General features: G+C 43.6%; 13 protein-coding genes. 7 read left to right on the top strand and 6 right to left on the bottom strand.

Features of this window, described 5'->3' with window-relative positions; genetic code table 11:
• Nucleotides 1-165: 165 nt before the first annotated feature.
• Nucleotides 166-1,044, bottom strand: a complete 879-nt coding sequence (locus ZX61_RS02650; RefSeq protein ID WP_049843165.1) for a LysR family transcriptional regulator — start codon at nt 1,042-1,044, stop codon at nt 166-168.
• A gap of 144 nt (nt 1,045-1,188) precedes the next feature.
• Between ZX61_RS02650 and ZX61_RS02645 the strand changes: the two genes are divergently transcribed.
• Nucleotides 1,189-1,767 carry a class I SAM-dependent DNA methyltransferase gene (locus tag ZX61_RS02645; RefSeq protein ID WP_049843164.1) on the top strand — a complete coding sequence of 193 codons (579 nt, stop codon included), beginning with the start codon at nt 1,189-1,191 and terminating at the stop codon, nt 1,765-1,767.
• 53 nt (nt 1,768-1,820) lie between these two features.
• Here ZX61_RS02645 and ZX61_RS02640 read toward each other — a convergent pair whose 3' ends face one another.
• Complete coding sequence (locus ZX61_RS02640; RefSeq protein WP_049843439.1) at nt 1,821-3,821, bottom strand: acetoacetate--CoA ligase; 2,001 nt, start codon at nt 3,819-3,821, stop codon at nt 1,821-1,823.
• A 225-nt stretch (nt 3,822-4,046) separates the two neighbouring features.
• Here ZX61_RS02640 and phhA point away from each other — a divergent pair, with 225 nt between their 5' ends.
• Entirely contained in the window at nt 4,047-4,838 is a 792-nt protein-coding gene (phhA, locus tag ZX61_RS02635; protein ID WP_049843438.1) for a phenylalanine 4-monooxygenase, read from the top strand.
• Nucleotides 4,831-5,160, top strand: a complete 330-nt coding sequence (locus ZX61_RS02630) for a 4a-hydroxytetrahydrobiopterin dehydratase (protein ID WP_049843163.1) — start codon at nt 4,831-4,833, stop codon at nt 5,158-5,160. The genes phhA and ZX61_RS02630 overlap by 8 nt, the downstream gene beginning before the upstream one ends.
• A 61-nt stretch (nt 5,161-5,221) precedes the next feature.
• On the opposite strand, the gene ZX61_RS02625 is transcribed toward ZX61_RS02630, so the two are convergent.
• The 3 genes from ZX61_RS02625 to ZX61_RS02615 all read right to left on the bottom strand — a co-directional run bounded on the left by ZX61_RS02625 (nt 5,222) and on the right by ZX61_RS02615 (nt 8,712).
• On the bottom strand, nt 5,222-5,536 hold the full coding sequence (locus ZX61_RS02625) for a hypothetical protein (RefSeq protein WP_049843162.1): 315 nt from the start codon (nt 5,534-5,536) through the stop codon (nt 5,222-5,224).
• Nucleotides 5,537-5,673: 137 nt separating this feature from the next.
• Nucleotides 5,674-8,001: a bifunctional diguanylate cyclase/phosphodiesterase gene (locus tag ZX61_RS02620; protein ID WP_049843161.1), complete on the bottom strand. Its 2,328-nt coding sequence runs from the start codon at nt 7,999-8,001 to the stop codon at nt 5,674-5,676.
• 174 nt (nt 8,002-8,175) lie between these two features.
• Nucleotides 8,176-8,712, bottom strand: coding sequence for a hypothetical protein (locus tag ZX61_RS02615; RefSeq protein ID WP_235431284.1), 537 nt, complete (start codon nt 8,710-8,712; stop codon nt 8,176-8,178).
• Nucleotides 8,713-8,806: 94 nt separating this feature from the next.
• Here ZX61_RS02615 and ZX61_RS02610 point away from each other — a divergent pair, with 94 nt between their 5' ends.
• The 4 genes from ZX61_RS02610 (at nt 8,807) to secF (ending at nt 12,892) form a co-directional block, all read left to right on the top strand.
• Nucleotides 8,807-9,475: a hypothetical protein gene (locus ZX61_RS02610; RefSeq protein WP_082173351.1), complete on the top strand. Its 669-nt coding sequence runs from the start codon at nt 8,807-8,809 to the stop codon at nt 9,473-9,475.
• Between the two features lie 99 nt (nt 9,476-9,574).
• Nucleotides 9,575-10,057 carry a hypothetical protein gene (locus ZX61_RS02605; RefSeq protein WP_049843159.1) on the top strand — a complete coding sequence of 161 codons (483 nt, stop codon included), beginning with the start codon at nt 9,575-9,577 and terminating at the stop codon, nt 10,055-10,057.
• An 82-nt stretch (nt 10,058-10,139) separates the two neighbouring features.
• Nucleotides 10,140-11,987, top strand: coding sequence for a protein translocase subunit SecD (gene secD / locus ZX61_RS02600; protein WP_049843158.1), 1,848 nt, complete (start codon nt 10,140-10,142; stop codon nt 11,985-11,987).
• A gap of 2 nt (nt 11,988-11,989) precedes the next feature.
• Nucleotides 11,990-12,892, top strand: coding sequence for a protein translocase subunit SecF (gene secF, locus ZX61_RS02595; RefSeq protein WP_049843157.1), 903 nt, complete (start codon nt 11,990-11,992; stop codon nt 12,890-12,892).
• A gap of 209 nt (nt 12,893-13,101) precedes the next feature.
• On the opposite strand, the gene yiaY is transcribed toward secF, so the two are convergent.
• Nucleotides 13,102-14,250: an L-threonine dehydrogenase gene (gene yiaY / locus ZX61_RS02590; RefSeq protein ID WP_049843156.1), complete on the bottom strand. Its 1,149-nt coding sequence runs from the start codon at nt 14,248-14,250 to the stop codon at nt 13,102-13,104.
• Between the last annotated feature and the right edge of the window lie 183 nt (nt 14,251-14,433).

The raw sequence follows: 14,433 nt of genomic DNA, 5'->3' as shown, positions 1-14,433 counted from the left end.
CTTACAGTGTTCTCAAAACTAGAGCATTTCACAAACATTATATACGTTTTAAGTATGGTGTATTTTTGTTCTATTTTGCTTTGTCATTAAAATTCAACAAGATAGAGTAGATTCTTGGTGTCATGATTATTGACGCTCACTGATGGTTGTTTCTTGAGCAAGGCGCTAGAAATCAAACAGGTACTCGTTGAGCTTGTCGGCTAGCCAAGACATTCCAGGGTGCTCTGTCATACCTGCTGCGGTAAACATACAATAGTCTTCCTGTGTTAAACCGTAAGTATGCTTAATGACTGCAAGATCTTGTTTTCTCAGTAAATGGCGGATAAGAGGTTCGGGTAGCACGCCCCAAGCGTCTTCTTCCATAATCGTATTGAGCATGTATTCAAAACTTGAGAAACCGATATAGCGAAGAGAAAAGGGTTGTAGCTCAGGGTTATCTTTCTCATTAAGGTAGACCATGACAGCTTGCATGGCGTTGCGTAGTACATCGTCGGAAACGCGGCGCAACCGGGCTAACGGGTGGCTGGTTCGACAAACCGACATTAACCTTATCTTTCCGAGTGGCTGATACGTTACTAGTGGGTCGTCGAGGCGTTCATAATCAACACCAAAAGCAAAGTCGACTTGAGAGGTGGCAACGAGATTGGCTAGGTCACCGCTGGACGCAAGCACGATATTGAAAGTCGTGGCTGGAAAGTGATTGTTTAGTCGATGGGATAAATCGTGCCACAGTTCATCTGGTAAGGAATCATCCCGTGCTATCCATACTTCCGCGTTAAACTCTCCTGAAACTTGAGCGCAAGTCTGACGAATACGCGAAGCCGTTACCAAAAGATTGTGGCAATCTTTGTAGATGGCTTTGCCTGCTTCTGAGAGCACAAGGTTATTCCCGCTGCGAACAAATAGTTCTACATCAAGATCTTTTTCCAATGCCTTGATTGCCATACTTAATTTAGTACGGTTACATTCAAGTTGGCGTGCGGCTTCCGAGACAGAACCGGTATCAGCAACCGTACAAAAAGCTTCGACTTGAGTTAAGTTCATCTTTTGTTCAATTTGATTAGCTTAAAATCGATATTATATTAATCCTAGGCAGTTGTCTGTTTTCAGCATTGAAATGCTATGAATTTCATGCAGTTTTGATACTCTTGAGCAGCGCCAAATGAATGTAGTAACAGGGAGATCATGATGGCTAAGAGTTGGGACGATGTCGCAGCGAATTGGGATGCGGAAACCGCGACCAATGATTACGCAGACAAGGCGTTTGAATCGTTACAGAAAGTTGTCGATATTAAAGGAATGCATATTCTGGACTTTGGTTGTGGCACGGGTTTGCTGAGTCAGCGGTTGTCACCATTTGCAAAAGATATTGTTGCATTAGACAGTTCAGAAGCCATGATCGAACAGCTAGATATGAAAGAGCTAATTAACGTAGAGCCAGTGGTTGATATCTTAAGCCGTGGTCTTGTGGCTATGCACCCAGCATTTCGTGCTCAATTTGATTTGGTAGTTGCATCCTCGGTGTGTAGTTTCTTACCAAGTTACTCTGATACTGCAGACATTGTCTTTAGCTTGCTTGATGAAGGTAGCTATTTTATCCATTGGGATTGGCTGTCAGATAAAGACCAAGTTGGTGGTATGACTATTACGCACGCGCAGCAAGTGTTGTCTAGCGTAGGTTTCAGTGAAGTGGTCGTCACGACGCCGTTCGATATTGAAACACCCGATGGTTCACTAAAAGTTTTAATGGCTGTAGCTAAGAAATAATAGCCCTTGATGAGATTATAAAAGCCCGATGGAATGTGTCGGGCTTTTTTTGTTTATGTAACTGGGGTGTTTTGGTGCTTTTTGACTTCTTCCAACACCCACGGGTTGGCGATAGCACCTTTGTTTTTGATCTCTTGGCCATGGAGAACTTGTTTCACGGCGAGCTCTACCAGTTTGCCTGATTTGGTCTTTGGTATTTCACTTAAGGTATAGATTTCTGATGGTATGTGACGTGGAGAACATTGCTCTCGCAGAGTTTGTTTTATTACTGACGTTAACTGATCAGTCAGAATCTGATCGGGATTCAGTTGGACAAACAATACGATTTTTTCATCCCCATTGACGCGTCTTCCTACTGCGATTGAGTCTTGAATTTCAGCTAACTGGTTTACTTTCTGATAAATTTCAGCGGTACCAATTCGCACCCCCCCAGGGTTGAGAGTAGTGTCACTTCGTCCGTAGAAAATCATACCATCTCGTAGCGTTATTTCGACATCGTCCCCATGGTGCCAAGTATTAGTAAATTTGCCCCAATAGGCGTGGTGATAGCGTTCACCATTGTCATGCCAAAAGCCGATCGGTTGATTGGGAAAGCTGTTGCGGCAAACCAGTTCACCTCGTTCTGCAATCACCTCATTTCCCATTTCATTAAATACAGTGACATCCATACCCAAACCGGCACCTTGGCATTCCCCCCGATAAACTGGCGAAATAGGGTTACCCAAGACGAAGCATCCGCAGATATCAGTACCTCCAGAGATAGAGGCAAGATGGAGGTCGACTTTGATGTTAGCGTATACATAGTCAAACTGTTCGGGATACAAGACAGAACCTGTAGAACACAATGTGCGAAGAGACTTAAGCGAATAACTGCTACTTGGATTGAACTGTGTTTTCTCTAAGGCTTCGAGGTATTTCGCTGATGTTCCAAACAAAGTCACCTCGGCGTCTTCGCATAACTGCCAAAGTGTATTGGGATTAGGATGCATAGGACTGCCATCATAAATGACTAAGGTGGCACCGCTTGCCAGTGCTGAAACATGCCAATTCCACATCATCCAACCACAAGTCGTATAGTAGAAAACCCGATCCTTAGGCTGAACATCACAATGAAGTTGATGCTCCTTTAAATGGTTTAAAATGGTTCCGCCAACGGAGTGAACAATACACTTTGGTTTTCCTGTAGTACCAGAAGAGTAGAGCACAAACAAAGGATCATTAAAGCTGATTCTTTGGTATCGCATACCACGTGGCAAGTAGCTGGCTAAAATGGCCTCCCAATCGGAGAAAGAGTCACTATGCCCCTGATTGCTAGATTGGGAAGATAAATAGTCGATTTGACAGGTATTGATCAAACTAGGTATTGCATCGACGATTTGGCGGTTTTTTTCCTCCATATGAAAGGTTTTGCCGCTGAAGTCGTAGCCATTGCAACAGAACAGCACTTTAGGTTGTACTTGGCCAAAGCGTTCAATGACGCTTTCTGCACCAAAGTCAGGAGACGTTGAAGTCCAAATTGCCCCTAAACTGGTTGTCGCTAACATGGCAATGATGGTTTCTGGCATATGAGGTAAATATCCAGCGACAACGTCGCCTTTTTCGACACCATTTTGCTTTAGCCATTGCTGAAGAATGGACACCTGATCACACAACTCCTGCCACGAAAGTTTACGGCAGTCTCCACGTTCATTCTTAAACCAAATGGCGATATCGTCAGGGGCTTGAAATGCGTAGGCGAGTAAATTTTCAGCATAGTTAAGCTGCGATTGTGGAAACCATATGGTGTCTCTGCTCGGGCTAAATGTGTCCCACTTTGCTAATCCTTCGCCTAAAATACAGTCACCTTTGTAGCCGATGACATCACAAAACTGCCAAACTTCTAACCAAAAATCTTTTTTGCATTCGACAGACCAACGGTGTAAATCAGCGTAATTTTCTATCGCATCGCCTTGAATATTAATGTGTTTTATAAATTGTTTTAAGTTTGATGATTCAATTCGTTCGAGACTAGGCGCCCAGATAGGGGAAGGGAAGGTTGGCTCTGAATTAGACATGACATCCTCGTCGTATTGTTCTCCGTTATTCAGATAAGCTTTGATGAAAATATAGCCAAAGTCAAACATATAGACTGACTTCAGATACATGAAAAATAAGCAAAAAGCCGTTAAATGTAAAATTTATGTTACAGGTAAGTTCGGAGGGAGAGTTTACTTGGAAAATTGTCAGCGTCCTAGCATGAAGATAGGCTTAATGTAACGGATTTGTTAATGGAGCTAGGTATGGCACGGTATCATTCTAAACCTGTGAATGAACACGGGATTGTGGAGTGGAGTTCTGAAGAGAACGCTGTTTGGCGTGATTTGGTTGAACGGCAGCTTCATTTGGTAAAACAGCGCGCATGCAAAGAGTATTTGGCGGGGCTCGAATTGCTCGATTTACCTATAGATAGAGCGCCACAGTTAGTTGATATTAACCGTGTCCTTAAAGACACGACAGGGTGGCAGGTAGAACCTGTTCCTGCATTGATCAATTTCGACCGTTTTTTTGCGCTTCTATCTGAGAAGAAGTTTCCAGTTGCCACTTTTCTTCGCAATCGAGATGAATTCGACTACCTACAAGAGCCGGATTTCTTTCATGAGATCTTCGGTCATTGTGCCATGCTGACCAATCCCGAGTTTGCTGAGTTTACTCATACGTATGGTGCGTTGGGTTGCAATGCTACTGATAAACAGCGAGTGTATCTCGCAAGGTTATACTGGTTTACTGTCGAGTTTGGTTTGGTGAAAGAGGGCGATCAAACCAAGATTTATGGTGGTGGTATCTTATCTTCCCCTGGTGAAACGGTGTACGCACTCGATGATCCAAATACACAACGAGTAGAGTTTGATATTCATACTGTGCTTCGTACTCCTTACCGAATCGACATTATGCAGCCTGAGTACTTTGTTTTGGACAACATCCAACAACTGTACAAGCTCAGCAAAATGGATTTGATGTTTCATGTCAAACAAGCCATGCAGGCGGGACTATTACCCCCATTATTTGAACCAAAGGAAGTGACACATGCTTGATGAATTACGTTGTGAGTCTTGTACTAGTAGTGCAGTGGCATTAGGGGCAGAAGAAAGACGGCTATTACTTACTGAGTTACAAGGCTGGCAGATATTGGAACGTGATGGTATTCCTCAACTTGAAAAAGAGTATAAATTTAAGAACTATAAGTTGGCGTGGGCGTTTGCTAATAAAGTTTCTGAACTTGCTGAAGACGAATTTCATCATCCGTCAATTTTATTGGAATGGGGTAAGGTGACCATTACTTGGTGGAGCCACTCGATCAAAGGGCTGCATCAGAATGATTTTATATGTGCTGCCAAGTGCGACAGATTAGACTAGTAAAAAACAAAGCCTGAGTAGCAGTACTCAGGCTTTCGCATTATAAACTCATTCTCAGTGACTAGAACGATGAAAGATAGCGTTGCTCACGGATAATGTCACCGTTGTCATCAATAATTTCGAAAGTAAATGTGCGTCCATTGTCCAGCAGGTTTGCGGCCATGAAAGTGCCTTTTTCACCTGTTGTGAAGTATTTTACCCCATTGCCTAAAACCCTAACTTTTACATCGCTGACCGGAGTTCCACCTTCAAGAATTGTCACGATAGCTTGGTTTTCAATCGTTTTGATTCTAATTGACTGCTCTTTCGCTGGCATTGCAAATGCTACTGTAGAAGTTAGAGCTGTAAGTGCGATGGCTTTAAGTATTGTTCTCATAATCTATTCCTCTCAACGCTTGGTTAGGTTTAAGTTTGTAAACTGCGTCTTGTGCGCTTGAGAGAAATAATATGTGTGAATTAACTCACAAAAAATAATATAAATTCGTTATTGTTGTTCAGAATTTTCGAATAAGGTTAGGCTGACACTTTTGTTTGGCTATTGAGCACACTTTCTAACCCACATACTGTAAGAGGTTTAGACTTTAAATATCCTTGAATGAAGTTACAGCGATGCTGAGTGAGAAAAGCGAGCTGTTCTGGTGTTTCTACGCCTTCTGCGACGACTTCAAGGTCAATGGTATGAGCCATGTTGATAATTGCCTGGCAAAGGCTGTCGGCGTTGTGTTGGCCTAGTGCAATGCGGCTAACAAAGCTGCGGTCAACTTTAAGGACGTCGACTGGGTAATCATTCAGTACTGAGAGAGATGAGAACCCGGTGCCAAAGTCATCCAAATAGAGCGATACGCCCAGATCCTTAATCCGCTGTAGCTGAGTTGCCGTACACTCGTCAGCCAAAAGCATAGACTCTGTTATCTCAATACCAATTAGGTGGGCTGGAAAATTGTGCTTGTCTAGAAGGTGTAATAGCGTGTGGTAAATATGTTCAGACTCAAACTGTTTCGCTGAAACATTAATGTTAAAACGTGGGACGTGCTTTGCTGAATGCGTGTGCCAAAGTCTGTCTATTATTTTACAGCACTCTTGGGCTACCCAATCTCCAATTAATATGATCTGTCCTGTCTCTTCTGCAATTGGAATGAATTCTTCAGGTGAGATAAAACCAAGTTTAGGGTGGTTCCATCGGAGCAAGGATTCAAATGCTACGACGGTATCGCTGCTGGTCGAATAAATGGGTTGATAGACCAAAGACAACTGCTTGAAGGCAAGGGCTCCTGTCAGCTCTTGCTCTAACGTAAAGCGCTTTTTGGCTTGGTTAAACATTTGCTCGTGGAAAAATACCACTTTTTCATTGGAAGAGTTTTTGGCTCTATACATAGCGGTGTCAGCTTCACGCAATATGCCTGCCAAGGTTTGATTGGGGTCGGTTACCACAGAAATCCCGATACTCGCGCCAATATGACACGCCTGATCCTCAATAACATATGGTTGGCTCAGTACTTTAGCATAGCGATGACAAATGTGAGTGAGTGCACCACGTGACGTTAAGCGAGGTAAGCAGATGATAAATTCGTCACCGCCGAATCGGAAACTCATATCATCATCTCGGCAGTGGCTTGTTAATCGTGAAGCGACTTCCATGAGCAATTTGTCGCCATGTAGATGTCCCATGGAATCGTTAATGACTTTGAATCGGTCAAGATCAATAAAGAGTATTGAAAAACCACAAGATGAGGCTTGTCGTAGCTGTTGGAGTTGATTCTCCACTTCTCGGTTGAGTGCAGTTCGATTACTTAATCCAGTTAAGTTGTCCCTCACCGCTTGGATTTCAAGTGTTCGAGTCTTCTCTTCGATTAGTTGGTCAGAGACTTTCAGTCGGGTGGCGTAAAAGTTAGCTGCTATGCTGATGGTGCCCGTTAACAGAAAAATAAGAAGTACAGATGCGGTGCTGTAGAGTACTGTGCTTCCGCTATTGTCCATTTTAGAAACTGAGACTATCCACTCCTGATTAAACAGAGGGACTTGTATGTTCTGAGTTAGAGAAACAAGTCGAGTTGTTAGCCCCTCTTCTTTCAGCTTAGTATTGATGTGTGATTCGAACGCAAGCTCATGGCCGGGCTGGGTGTAAACTTCAATCTCTGACGATGCGGAGTTGACTTCTCTTTGCCATATTTCGCCAAGTAGTTCATGGAAAACTACCTTAGCAACAATAAATCCGTCTAACTTTCCATTGTTCGAAAACTTAGGTAAAACAAGGTGTGCGCCCAACTGTCCCTCTTTAATAAAGTCGACAGCACCTATTCGCTTGGTGGTAATGGAGCGTGACATGGCGTTAACCAATGTGTCTTCACTCTCTAATCGAAAGCCCAGGTAATCACTTCCTTCAAAAGAGGAAGAAAGGTAAAACACTGGAAGAGTCTCGTTGTCTAAAAACCACGCCTTGGAGCCGTTACTCGATAAAGGGGGCGCGAGCTTGAAGCCCAAAAATCCATTTTTTCGTGCGACTTGTTCAAATTTATCGACATCATTTATTGAAACGACAGGGGCCCAAACAACGGATTGAATGGTTGAAAGTTGAGTCGATTGTTCTGAAAAATAGGCTTCAAATTGCTTAGGGGTTGGTTGATTCCCATGGGATAGAAATGCCCTAGTTGAATAGAGTAGATTTTTAATAGTGTAGAGTGACTGCTGGAGAGTTTGTACCTGGTTATTCAATTGCCCTTCAAGCTGAGCATTGAGCTTTTGGGTTTCGTAATGGTGAACAGTCAGGTAGGTTGCTGCTGCAAAGGAGGTACCAATCAACCAAATGAGTGCGAGATGTTTAAGAGACAAAGCGAGTTTCAAGGTAGTTTCAGCGATAGTCTGTTACGTGTACATAAATGGTAACTGCAATTGATATTAATGCAAATGATAATTGATATTGAATGGGCTAAGTTTTAGGGTGACTGTGAGAGTTGATTTAATTGTCATTGCGAATGAGTTGGTTTCTGTGCTTGTTGTGGATTTGCGTACATCGCTCTAGTTTTCGGGCCGAGTATCGTGAGGTTTGGCGTTTTCTAAAGCTTCGATTTCTCTCCCATAGCGAGATTTGAGCACATTGAGCTTACTAATCAGGTCTTCAATATCGACATTTAGTGCTTGGTTGAGCTGTGAATACTGCCAACTGTTAATGACGTTCGGCTGGTTTCCGGTATCTTGACAGTGCTGACTAATTGTAATCCAACGCTGCTCCAATGCTCGGGCTTGGTTGCTCAAAGGAATAAGCAGACTCTGTTCTTCTTCAATCCTCTCTATTACAGCCGCGGAGGCCTCAGCCTGAGAGCGCATTTGCTGATGAAAGGCTTGATTACCACTTTGCCAAAGGCTGCTCAACTCTTTTGCAGTGAACTCTTGATACAAAAAAGGTTGGATCTGATGTATTTGCAGGAACTGATTGAATCGATTGGAATGGAAGTTATATAGCTGCTCTAACTCATATTGCAGTTTGAGGGCACGATTCCAAGATTTAGCGTCACAGTGAGCACTATTTACCCCTGAAGGTAAAGTGATCAGCATTGCTGCCGCTATAGTTATATTAATACTGTGCCATTTCATTATCATGGTTGCGAATTTTGTCACCTCATAAGTATAGGAAAAGAATTAAGGCGATATGAAAAAGGTTATAATGATCCTTTTGCTGCTACTTGGAATAGGCTGCGCAGCGGGTGGCTATTACATCTTCTATTACAAACCTCAGCAAGACGCATTGGCGATGAAAGGGGCAGAGGAAGAAGAACCAATAACGCCGATTCCTTTAGTCGAAGAAGAGGAAGAAGTTGAGCCACTGCCGTCTATCACAGACTATTACGTTAGCCCACCTAAACTGGGGGTTCGAGAAGCACCAGACTATTCTGCGTTTGTTGAAAATGTGGTCTATCGTGGCGACAAGCTTCATATCCTTGAAAAACGCGATGGCTGGGGAAGAATCTCTCCTTACTATGTGTACGAAGAGGGGGGGCCTGAAGTTGCAGAATGGGTACCGATGGAAGCACTTTTAGAGGTAGCCCCTACCATTACTAAGCAAGAGCGTGTTGAAACCGTTACTACTTATATTGAAAATTCAGATGACTTTAAGCTGCATTTTGAGATATTCATTAAAACAACGGATAGCTTACTGAAAGAAGGGACCTGTACGCCAGAGGACTTTGAGGAAACGCAGGGCTGGATACGCTCAGTGACGTTTGAGGATATTGATGCGTACTTTGTTTATTGCGGTGGTTTAAAGCAAGCCAATAAGATCTATTTGGATGTGCAAACGGGTAAGATTTTCTATCGCTAATGCTTATCAAATTTGGAATGTTAGCTTTTAGATTATTTTAGTTGTGTGAGTTAGAGGTTAGATCTACTATCTCGTTGCTGATTATTATTTGGTTCATCAATGCTTCAACGAATTGTTTCTTATATATGGCTTTGTATTCTTGCGATGGCCTTGCCAACGCAGGCTTTTGCCTATTTACAGCAAGCTGAAAATGAAGCATCTGCACGCCTAAACTATCGTGCAAGCACCTTACTTCCACATTCAAAAAGTGACGAACAAGCTTTATTTGATAAAGTGAAGCAAGAGCGTCAATCCGAGCCTGCCACCAAAGCTGACTTTTCCCAAAACTGGCTTGCTATTGTTAATGCTAACCGTGGCATAAATGTTACTCGTTATTTGGATGATGGAGATTCAGCCTCTGAGTTCAATCTACTTGATTTCGACCCCGTCGCAATTGCGTTGTTTAGGCTCTATAAGTTACCAAAAGTAGAAGCCAACTTTGGTTTAACAAATCGCTATTGCTCTCCTTATCGAATTTCCGGTTGGAAAGACTCGAATACCCTTTATGTTGCGCTTAATGGGCAATACCTAACCATTTCCTAACTTATTCTATCGAAGTGCTTTCGCCTTCATTGTTTATTCCTAGGCACAGATCCGTCTGTTCCCAGTTAAGTTAAGAAATTTTATGAAAAAAATTCCTGTAAAACAGGCGAAGTCTACTCGTCTGATGAACCACTATTCAGCGTGGAAATACGTGGTTCTTATTGCCACTGTGGTTATGTTAACCCTGAGTGCAATCCCAACCTGGTATGGTGAAAAACCTTCGATACAGGTGACAACGTCACCAGATGTCCAAAGCAGTATTCTTAATAACGTCACTGAACTGAACCAATATCTTGACCAACGCGACATTCAAGTAGCCGAAATCGAGCAAGTAGGTAGTAAAACGACACTTGTATTTGAAAATGAAACTGAACAAACTCAGGCACGTCAGGAGCTAGATAAACTGCTCGGTAAAGCAGACACCATTACCTTTTCGTATGTGTCCGTTGCGCCGAAATGGCTAGGTGAGATGGGTTTTAGTCCAATCCAGCTCGGTTTGGATTTACGTGGTGGCGTGCAGTTTTTGCTAAATGTCGATATTGACAAAGCATTTGAAGACCAGCGTAACAGCTTAGTAGATGAAGTAAGAGACTTCTTGCGTCAAGAGCGACTACGTGGAATCCAAATTTCCTCTGTAGGTTCTGAAGCTTTTGATATTAAAAGTGACACTGATACTGCGCTAACTAAGGTCAACACCTTCCTAAAACAGAACTACCCAAACTGGGATGTGAAGCGTCACTCTGACTACCTAGCAGTTAAGCCAACGCCAGTGAGCAAATCTGAATTCCAGTCGGTCACCATCAAGCAAAACTTGAAGATCATGCGCGATCGAATTGAAGAGCTCGGTATTACAGAAGCTCTAGTTCAGCGTCAAGGTGAACACAGTATACGTATTGAGCTACCGGGCGTACAAGATCCATCATTGGCTAAAAACGTGATTGGTGCCACTGCGACTCTCGCTTTTCATGAGTCACGTACGCCGTCAGAAGGTAAAGCCTATGGTGATGTGGTACTAAAGAATAACGATGGCCATGATGTTACGTTAGCTAAACACCCTGTTTTGACAGGTGAGCACATTATCAATGCTCGTGCAGGTGTCGATAAAATGGGTTTTTCTGAAGTGAACATTTCGCTTGACCACGCAGGTGGCAAGATGATGAGTGACTTTTCCGCCGGACATATCGGTAAACCAATGGCGACGGTGTACCGTGAGTATACAACCAATGTGAAAGGTGAGACTGAGCGTAGTGAGCGCGTCATTAGTGTTGCGACGATTCAATCTCAGCTAGGCAGCCAATTCCGAATCACAGGAGCAGGCTCAGTGGAAGATGCGCAGAACCTTGCGCTACTGCTTCGTGCGGGCTCATTGACAGCTCCGGTTACTATCGTAGAAGAGCGCACAATTGGTGCCTCATTGGGTGCTGAGAATATTCAAAATGGTTTTGCTGCACTGGCACTTGGCCTGGCGATGACTCTGACTTTCATGGCACTTTGGTATCGCCGACTAGGTTGGGTGGCAAACGTCGCACTTATGGTCAATATGGTGAGCTTGCTAGGTTTAATAGCGCTACTTCCTGGTGCAGTACTGACTTTACCAGGCATCGCTGGCCTTGTTTTGACCGTTGGTATGGCCGTCGATACCAATGTGCTTATTTTTGAACGTATCAAGGATAAGCTGGCTGAAGGGCGCTCGTTTGCCCAGTCAATTGATCTTGGCTTCGATAGTGCACTCAGTACCATCCTCGATGCCAATATCACCACCATGATCACTGCGGTCGTACTTTACTCAATTGGTAATGGTCCGATTCAAGGCTTTGCCTTAACGTTAGGTCTAGGTCTATTAACCAGCATGTTTAGTGGTGTGTTTGCGTCACGTGCAATCATCAATTTAGTTTGGGGACGCGATGCGCGTCGCGATGTGAGGGTGTAACCATGGTTGAATTTTTTAAACAGCATATTCGTCGAATTCGCTACATTACCAACTTTGTCTCTTTCGCGTTGATGATAATCTCGTTAGTTGCGCTTGGATTGAATGGCCTGAATATGGGCTTAGACTTTACTGGCGGTATGGTGACTGAAGTTAAAGTAGACAACAATGTTACTCATCAACAACTCGTTGATGTGCTGCAGCCAGAACTTGGGCAGTTCACCAATGTGACTCATTCAGATCAGGATGGTCGCTGGGTGATTCGTTATCCGATTCCTGAGCAAGGAGAACAATCTGCGAATCTTGCTAAAACGCTTTCGCCTATCTCTCATCAAGTGGATGTGATCAGCAATAGCATGGTGGGTTCTCAAGTAGGTCAAGACTTGGTAGACCAAGGCGGCTTAGCATTGATGATCTCTATGATGTGTATCTTAGGTTACCTCTGTTTCCGCTTTGAATGGCGATTAGCAAGTGGCTCTTTGTTAGCTTTAATTCACGATGTGGTATTGGTGTTAGGTTTTTTTGCTGCGACACAGATGGAGTTTAACTTAACTGTATTTGCCGCGATCTTGGCGATTTTGGGCTACTCACTGAATGACTCGATTATCATTGCAGACCGAATTCGTGAGTTGCTTGTTGCGAAACAGTCGCAGCCAACAGAAGAGATCAATGATCAAGCCGTAATAGCTACATTTTCGCGTACTATGGTGACATCGGGTACCACGCTAATGACGGTATCAGCATTGTGGATTCTCGGGGGCAGTGCGCTGCAAGGCTTTGCAATTGCGATGTTCATAGGGATTTTGTCTGGTACTTGGTCGTCAATATCGATGGGAACCGTGTTACCAGAATGGCTGAAACTAGAGCCTAAACATTATCTACCCGTTGAGATAGATACTGCGCCCTAATAGCAGAACTTAAAATTAAGGCCCCAAGATGATTTTTTGGGGCTTTTTTGCTTTCTAAGCCCCGTAATTAAGGCCCTTTACATTGTAAATTCTCCAATTAGGTAACGCACTTCAGGCCTGAAATTGAGTATACGATCTTGACTAATGTCCCAAAAAGGCTGTAAAAAAACCTCCCGAAGGAGGTTTTGACTGTAAGAAAATCAAGCGGTTTACATCGCTGCTTCAAAAATGGCAGAGATCTCTTCGTGAGTGGCTTGTTTCGGGTTAGTGAAACCACAGGCATCTTTTAGTGCGTTGTCTGCAAGCGTAGGGATATCTTCAGATTTTGCCCCTAGCTCTTGAATACCTGCTGGAATACCTACGTCTTTTGCCAGTGCAACAATCGCGTCAATTGCCGCTTCAGCGCCTTGCTCGTCTGTCATACCCTCAACGTCAACACCCATTGCTTTGGCAACATCACGTAGGCGCTGAGGACAAACTTGTGCGTTGTAGCGTTGAACGTGCGGAAGAAGAATGGCATTACACACGCCGTGAGGTAGGTCGTAGAAGCCACCTAGTTGGTGTGCCATCGCGTGTACATAACCCAAAGAGGCATTGTTGAAAGCCATACCAGCCATGAATTGGGCGTAAGCCATTTGCTCACGAGCTTCGATATCGTCGCCATTTTCTACGGCTTTGCGAAGATGTACTTGAATAAGTTCAATCGCTTTGATTGCTACCGCGTCAGTGATTGGCGTAGCAGCGATAGAGACATACGCTTCAACCGCGTGCGTCAAGGCGTCCATACCAGTTGCGGCGGTTAGTGAAGCCGGTTTAGCAAGCATCAGTTCAGGATCGTTTACCGAAATTAGCGGAGTTGTGTGCTTATCGACAATCGCCATCTTAATATGACGCGCTTCATCAGTAATGATGCAGAAGCGCGTCATTTCAGAGGCGGTACCCGCAGTGGTGTTGATTGCAATCAGTGGCAGCATTGGTTTCGCTGACTGGTCTACACCTTCATAGTCGCCAATTTTACCGCCGTTTGCAGCCACCAGCGCAATGCCTTTTGCACAATCATGAGGTGACCCACCACCTAGAGAGATAACAAAATCACATTCGTTGTCTGCGAGCAAAGCTAAGCCGTCATTGACGTTGCCAATTGTAGGGTTCGGCTGGGTGCCATCAAAGACTACAGTCTCAACATCACGTTCGGATAGCAAATTCTGAACCTGTTTAACCATACCAATTTGGCTAAGAATTTTGTCTGTAACGATAAGGCCTTTTTTAAAGCCTTGAGATTGGATGCTATCGGTAGCGTCTTTTAGGCAGCCAGCACCCATAAAGTTAACTGTAGGGATGAAAAATGCACTTGTCATTGGATTGCTCCATATTCTTATAGATTTAAAAAGTGCAATTAGGTTCGCATAACTATCCCGTCGAAAATTTTGATCTCAGACAAGTAATTAACCCAAAAGTAGTATGATCGGCCGTGAAGTGTGAAGTTAGTCTTGTTGCCTGTTTTTTATATGTAAAGTTGTTAAATATTAGTGAGTTATAGC

It is taken from the genome of Vibrio sp. VPAP30 (assembly GCF_001188205.1).
Lineage (GTDB): Bacteria > Pseudomonadota > Gammaproteobacteria > Enterobacterales > Vibrionaceae > Vibrio > Vibrio bivalvicida.
The sequence above is the reverse complement of the archived record's forward strand: the minus strand, read 5'-3'. Positions and strand labels throughout refer to the sequence as shown.

What these genes read in the sequence shown, in the direction of transcription:
- ZX61_RS02650 (WP_049843165.1), bottom strand. Translation starts at nt 1,044, where the DNA reads ATGAACTTAACTCAAGTCGAAGCTTTTTGTACGGTTGCTGATACCGGT.
- ZX61_RS02645 (WP_049843164.1), top strand. Translation starts at nt 1,189, where the DNA reads ATGGCTAAGAGTTGGGACGATGTCGCAGCGAATTGGGATGCGGAAACC.
- ZX61_RS02640 (WP_049843439.1), bottom strand. Translation starts at nt 3,821, where the DNA reads ATGTCTAATTCAGAGCCAACCTTCCCTTCCCCTATCTGGGCGCCTAGT.
- phhA (WP_049843438.1), top strand. Translation starts at nt 4,047, where the DNA reads ATGGCACGGTATCATTCTAAACCTGTGAATGAACACGGGATTGTGGAG.
- ZX61_RS02630 (WP_049843163.1), top strand. Translation starts at nt 4,831, where the DNA reads ATGCTTGATGAATTACGTTGTGAGTCTTGTACTAGTAGTGCAGTGGCA.
- ZX61_RS02625 (WP_049843162.1), bottom strand. Translation starts at nt 5,536, where the DNA reads ATGAGAACAATACTTAAAGCCATCGCACTTACAGCTCTAACTTCTACA.
- ZX61_RS02615 (WP_235431284.1), bottom strand. Translation starts at nt 8,712, where the DNA reads ATGCTGATCACTTTACCTTCAGGGGTAAATAGTGCTCACTGTGACGCT.
- ZX61_RS02610 (WP_082173351.1), top strand. Translation starts at nt 8,807, where the DNA reads ATGAAAAAGGTTATAATGATCCTTTTGCTGCTACTTGGAATAGGCTGC.
- ZX61_RS02605 (WP_049843159.1), top strand. Translation starts at nt 9,575, where the DNA reads ATGCTTCAACGAATTGTTTCTTATATATGGCTTTGTATTCTTGCGATG.
- secD (WP_049843158.1), top strand. Translation starts at nt 10,140, where the DNA reads ATGAAAAAAATTCCTGTAAAACAGGCGAAGTCTACTCGTCTGATGAAC.
- secF (WP_049843157.1), top strand. Translation starts at nt 11,990, where the DNA reads ATGGTTGAATTTTTTAAACAGCATATTCGTCGAATTCGCTACATTACC.
- yiaY (WP_049843156.1), bottom strand. Translation starts at nt 14,250, where the DNA reads ATGACAAGTGCATTTTTCATCCCTACAGTTAACTTTATGGGTGCTGGC.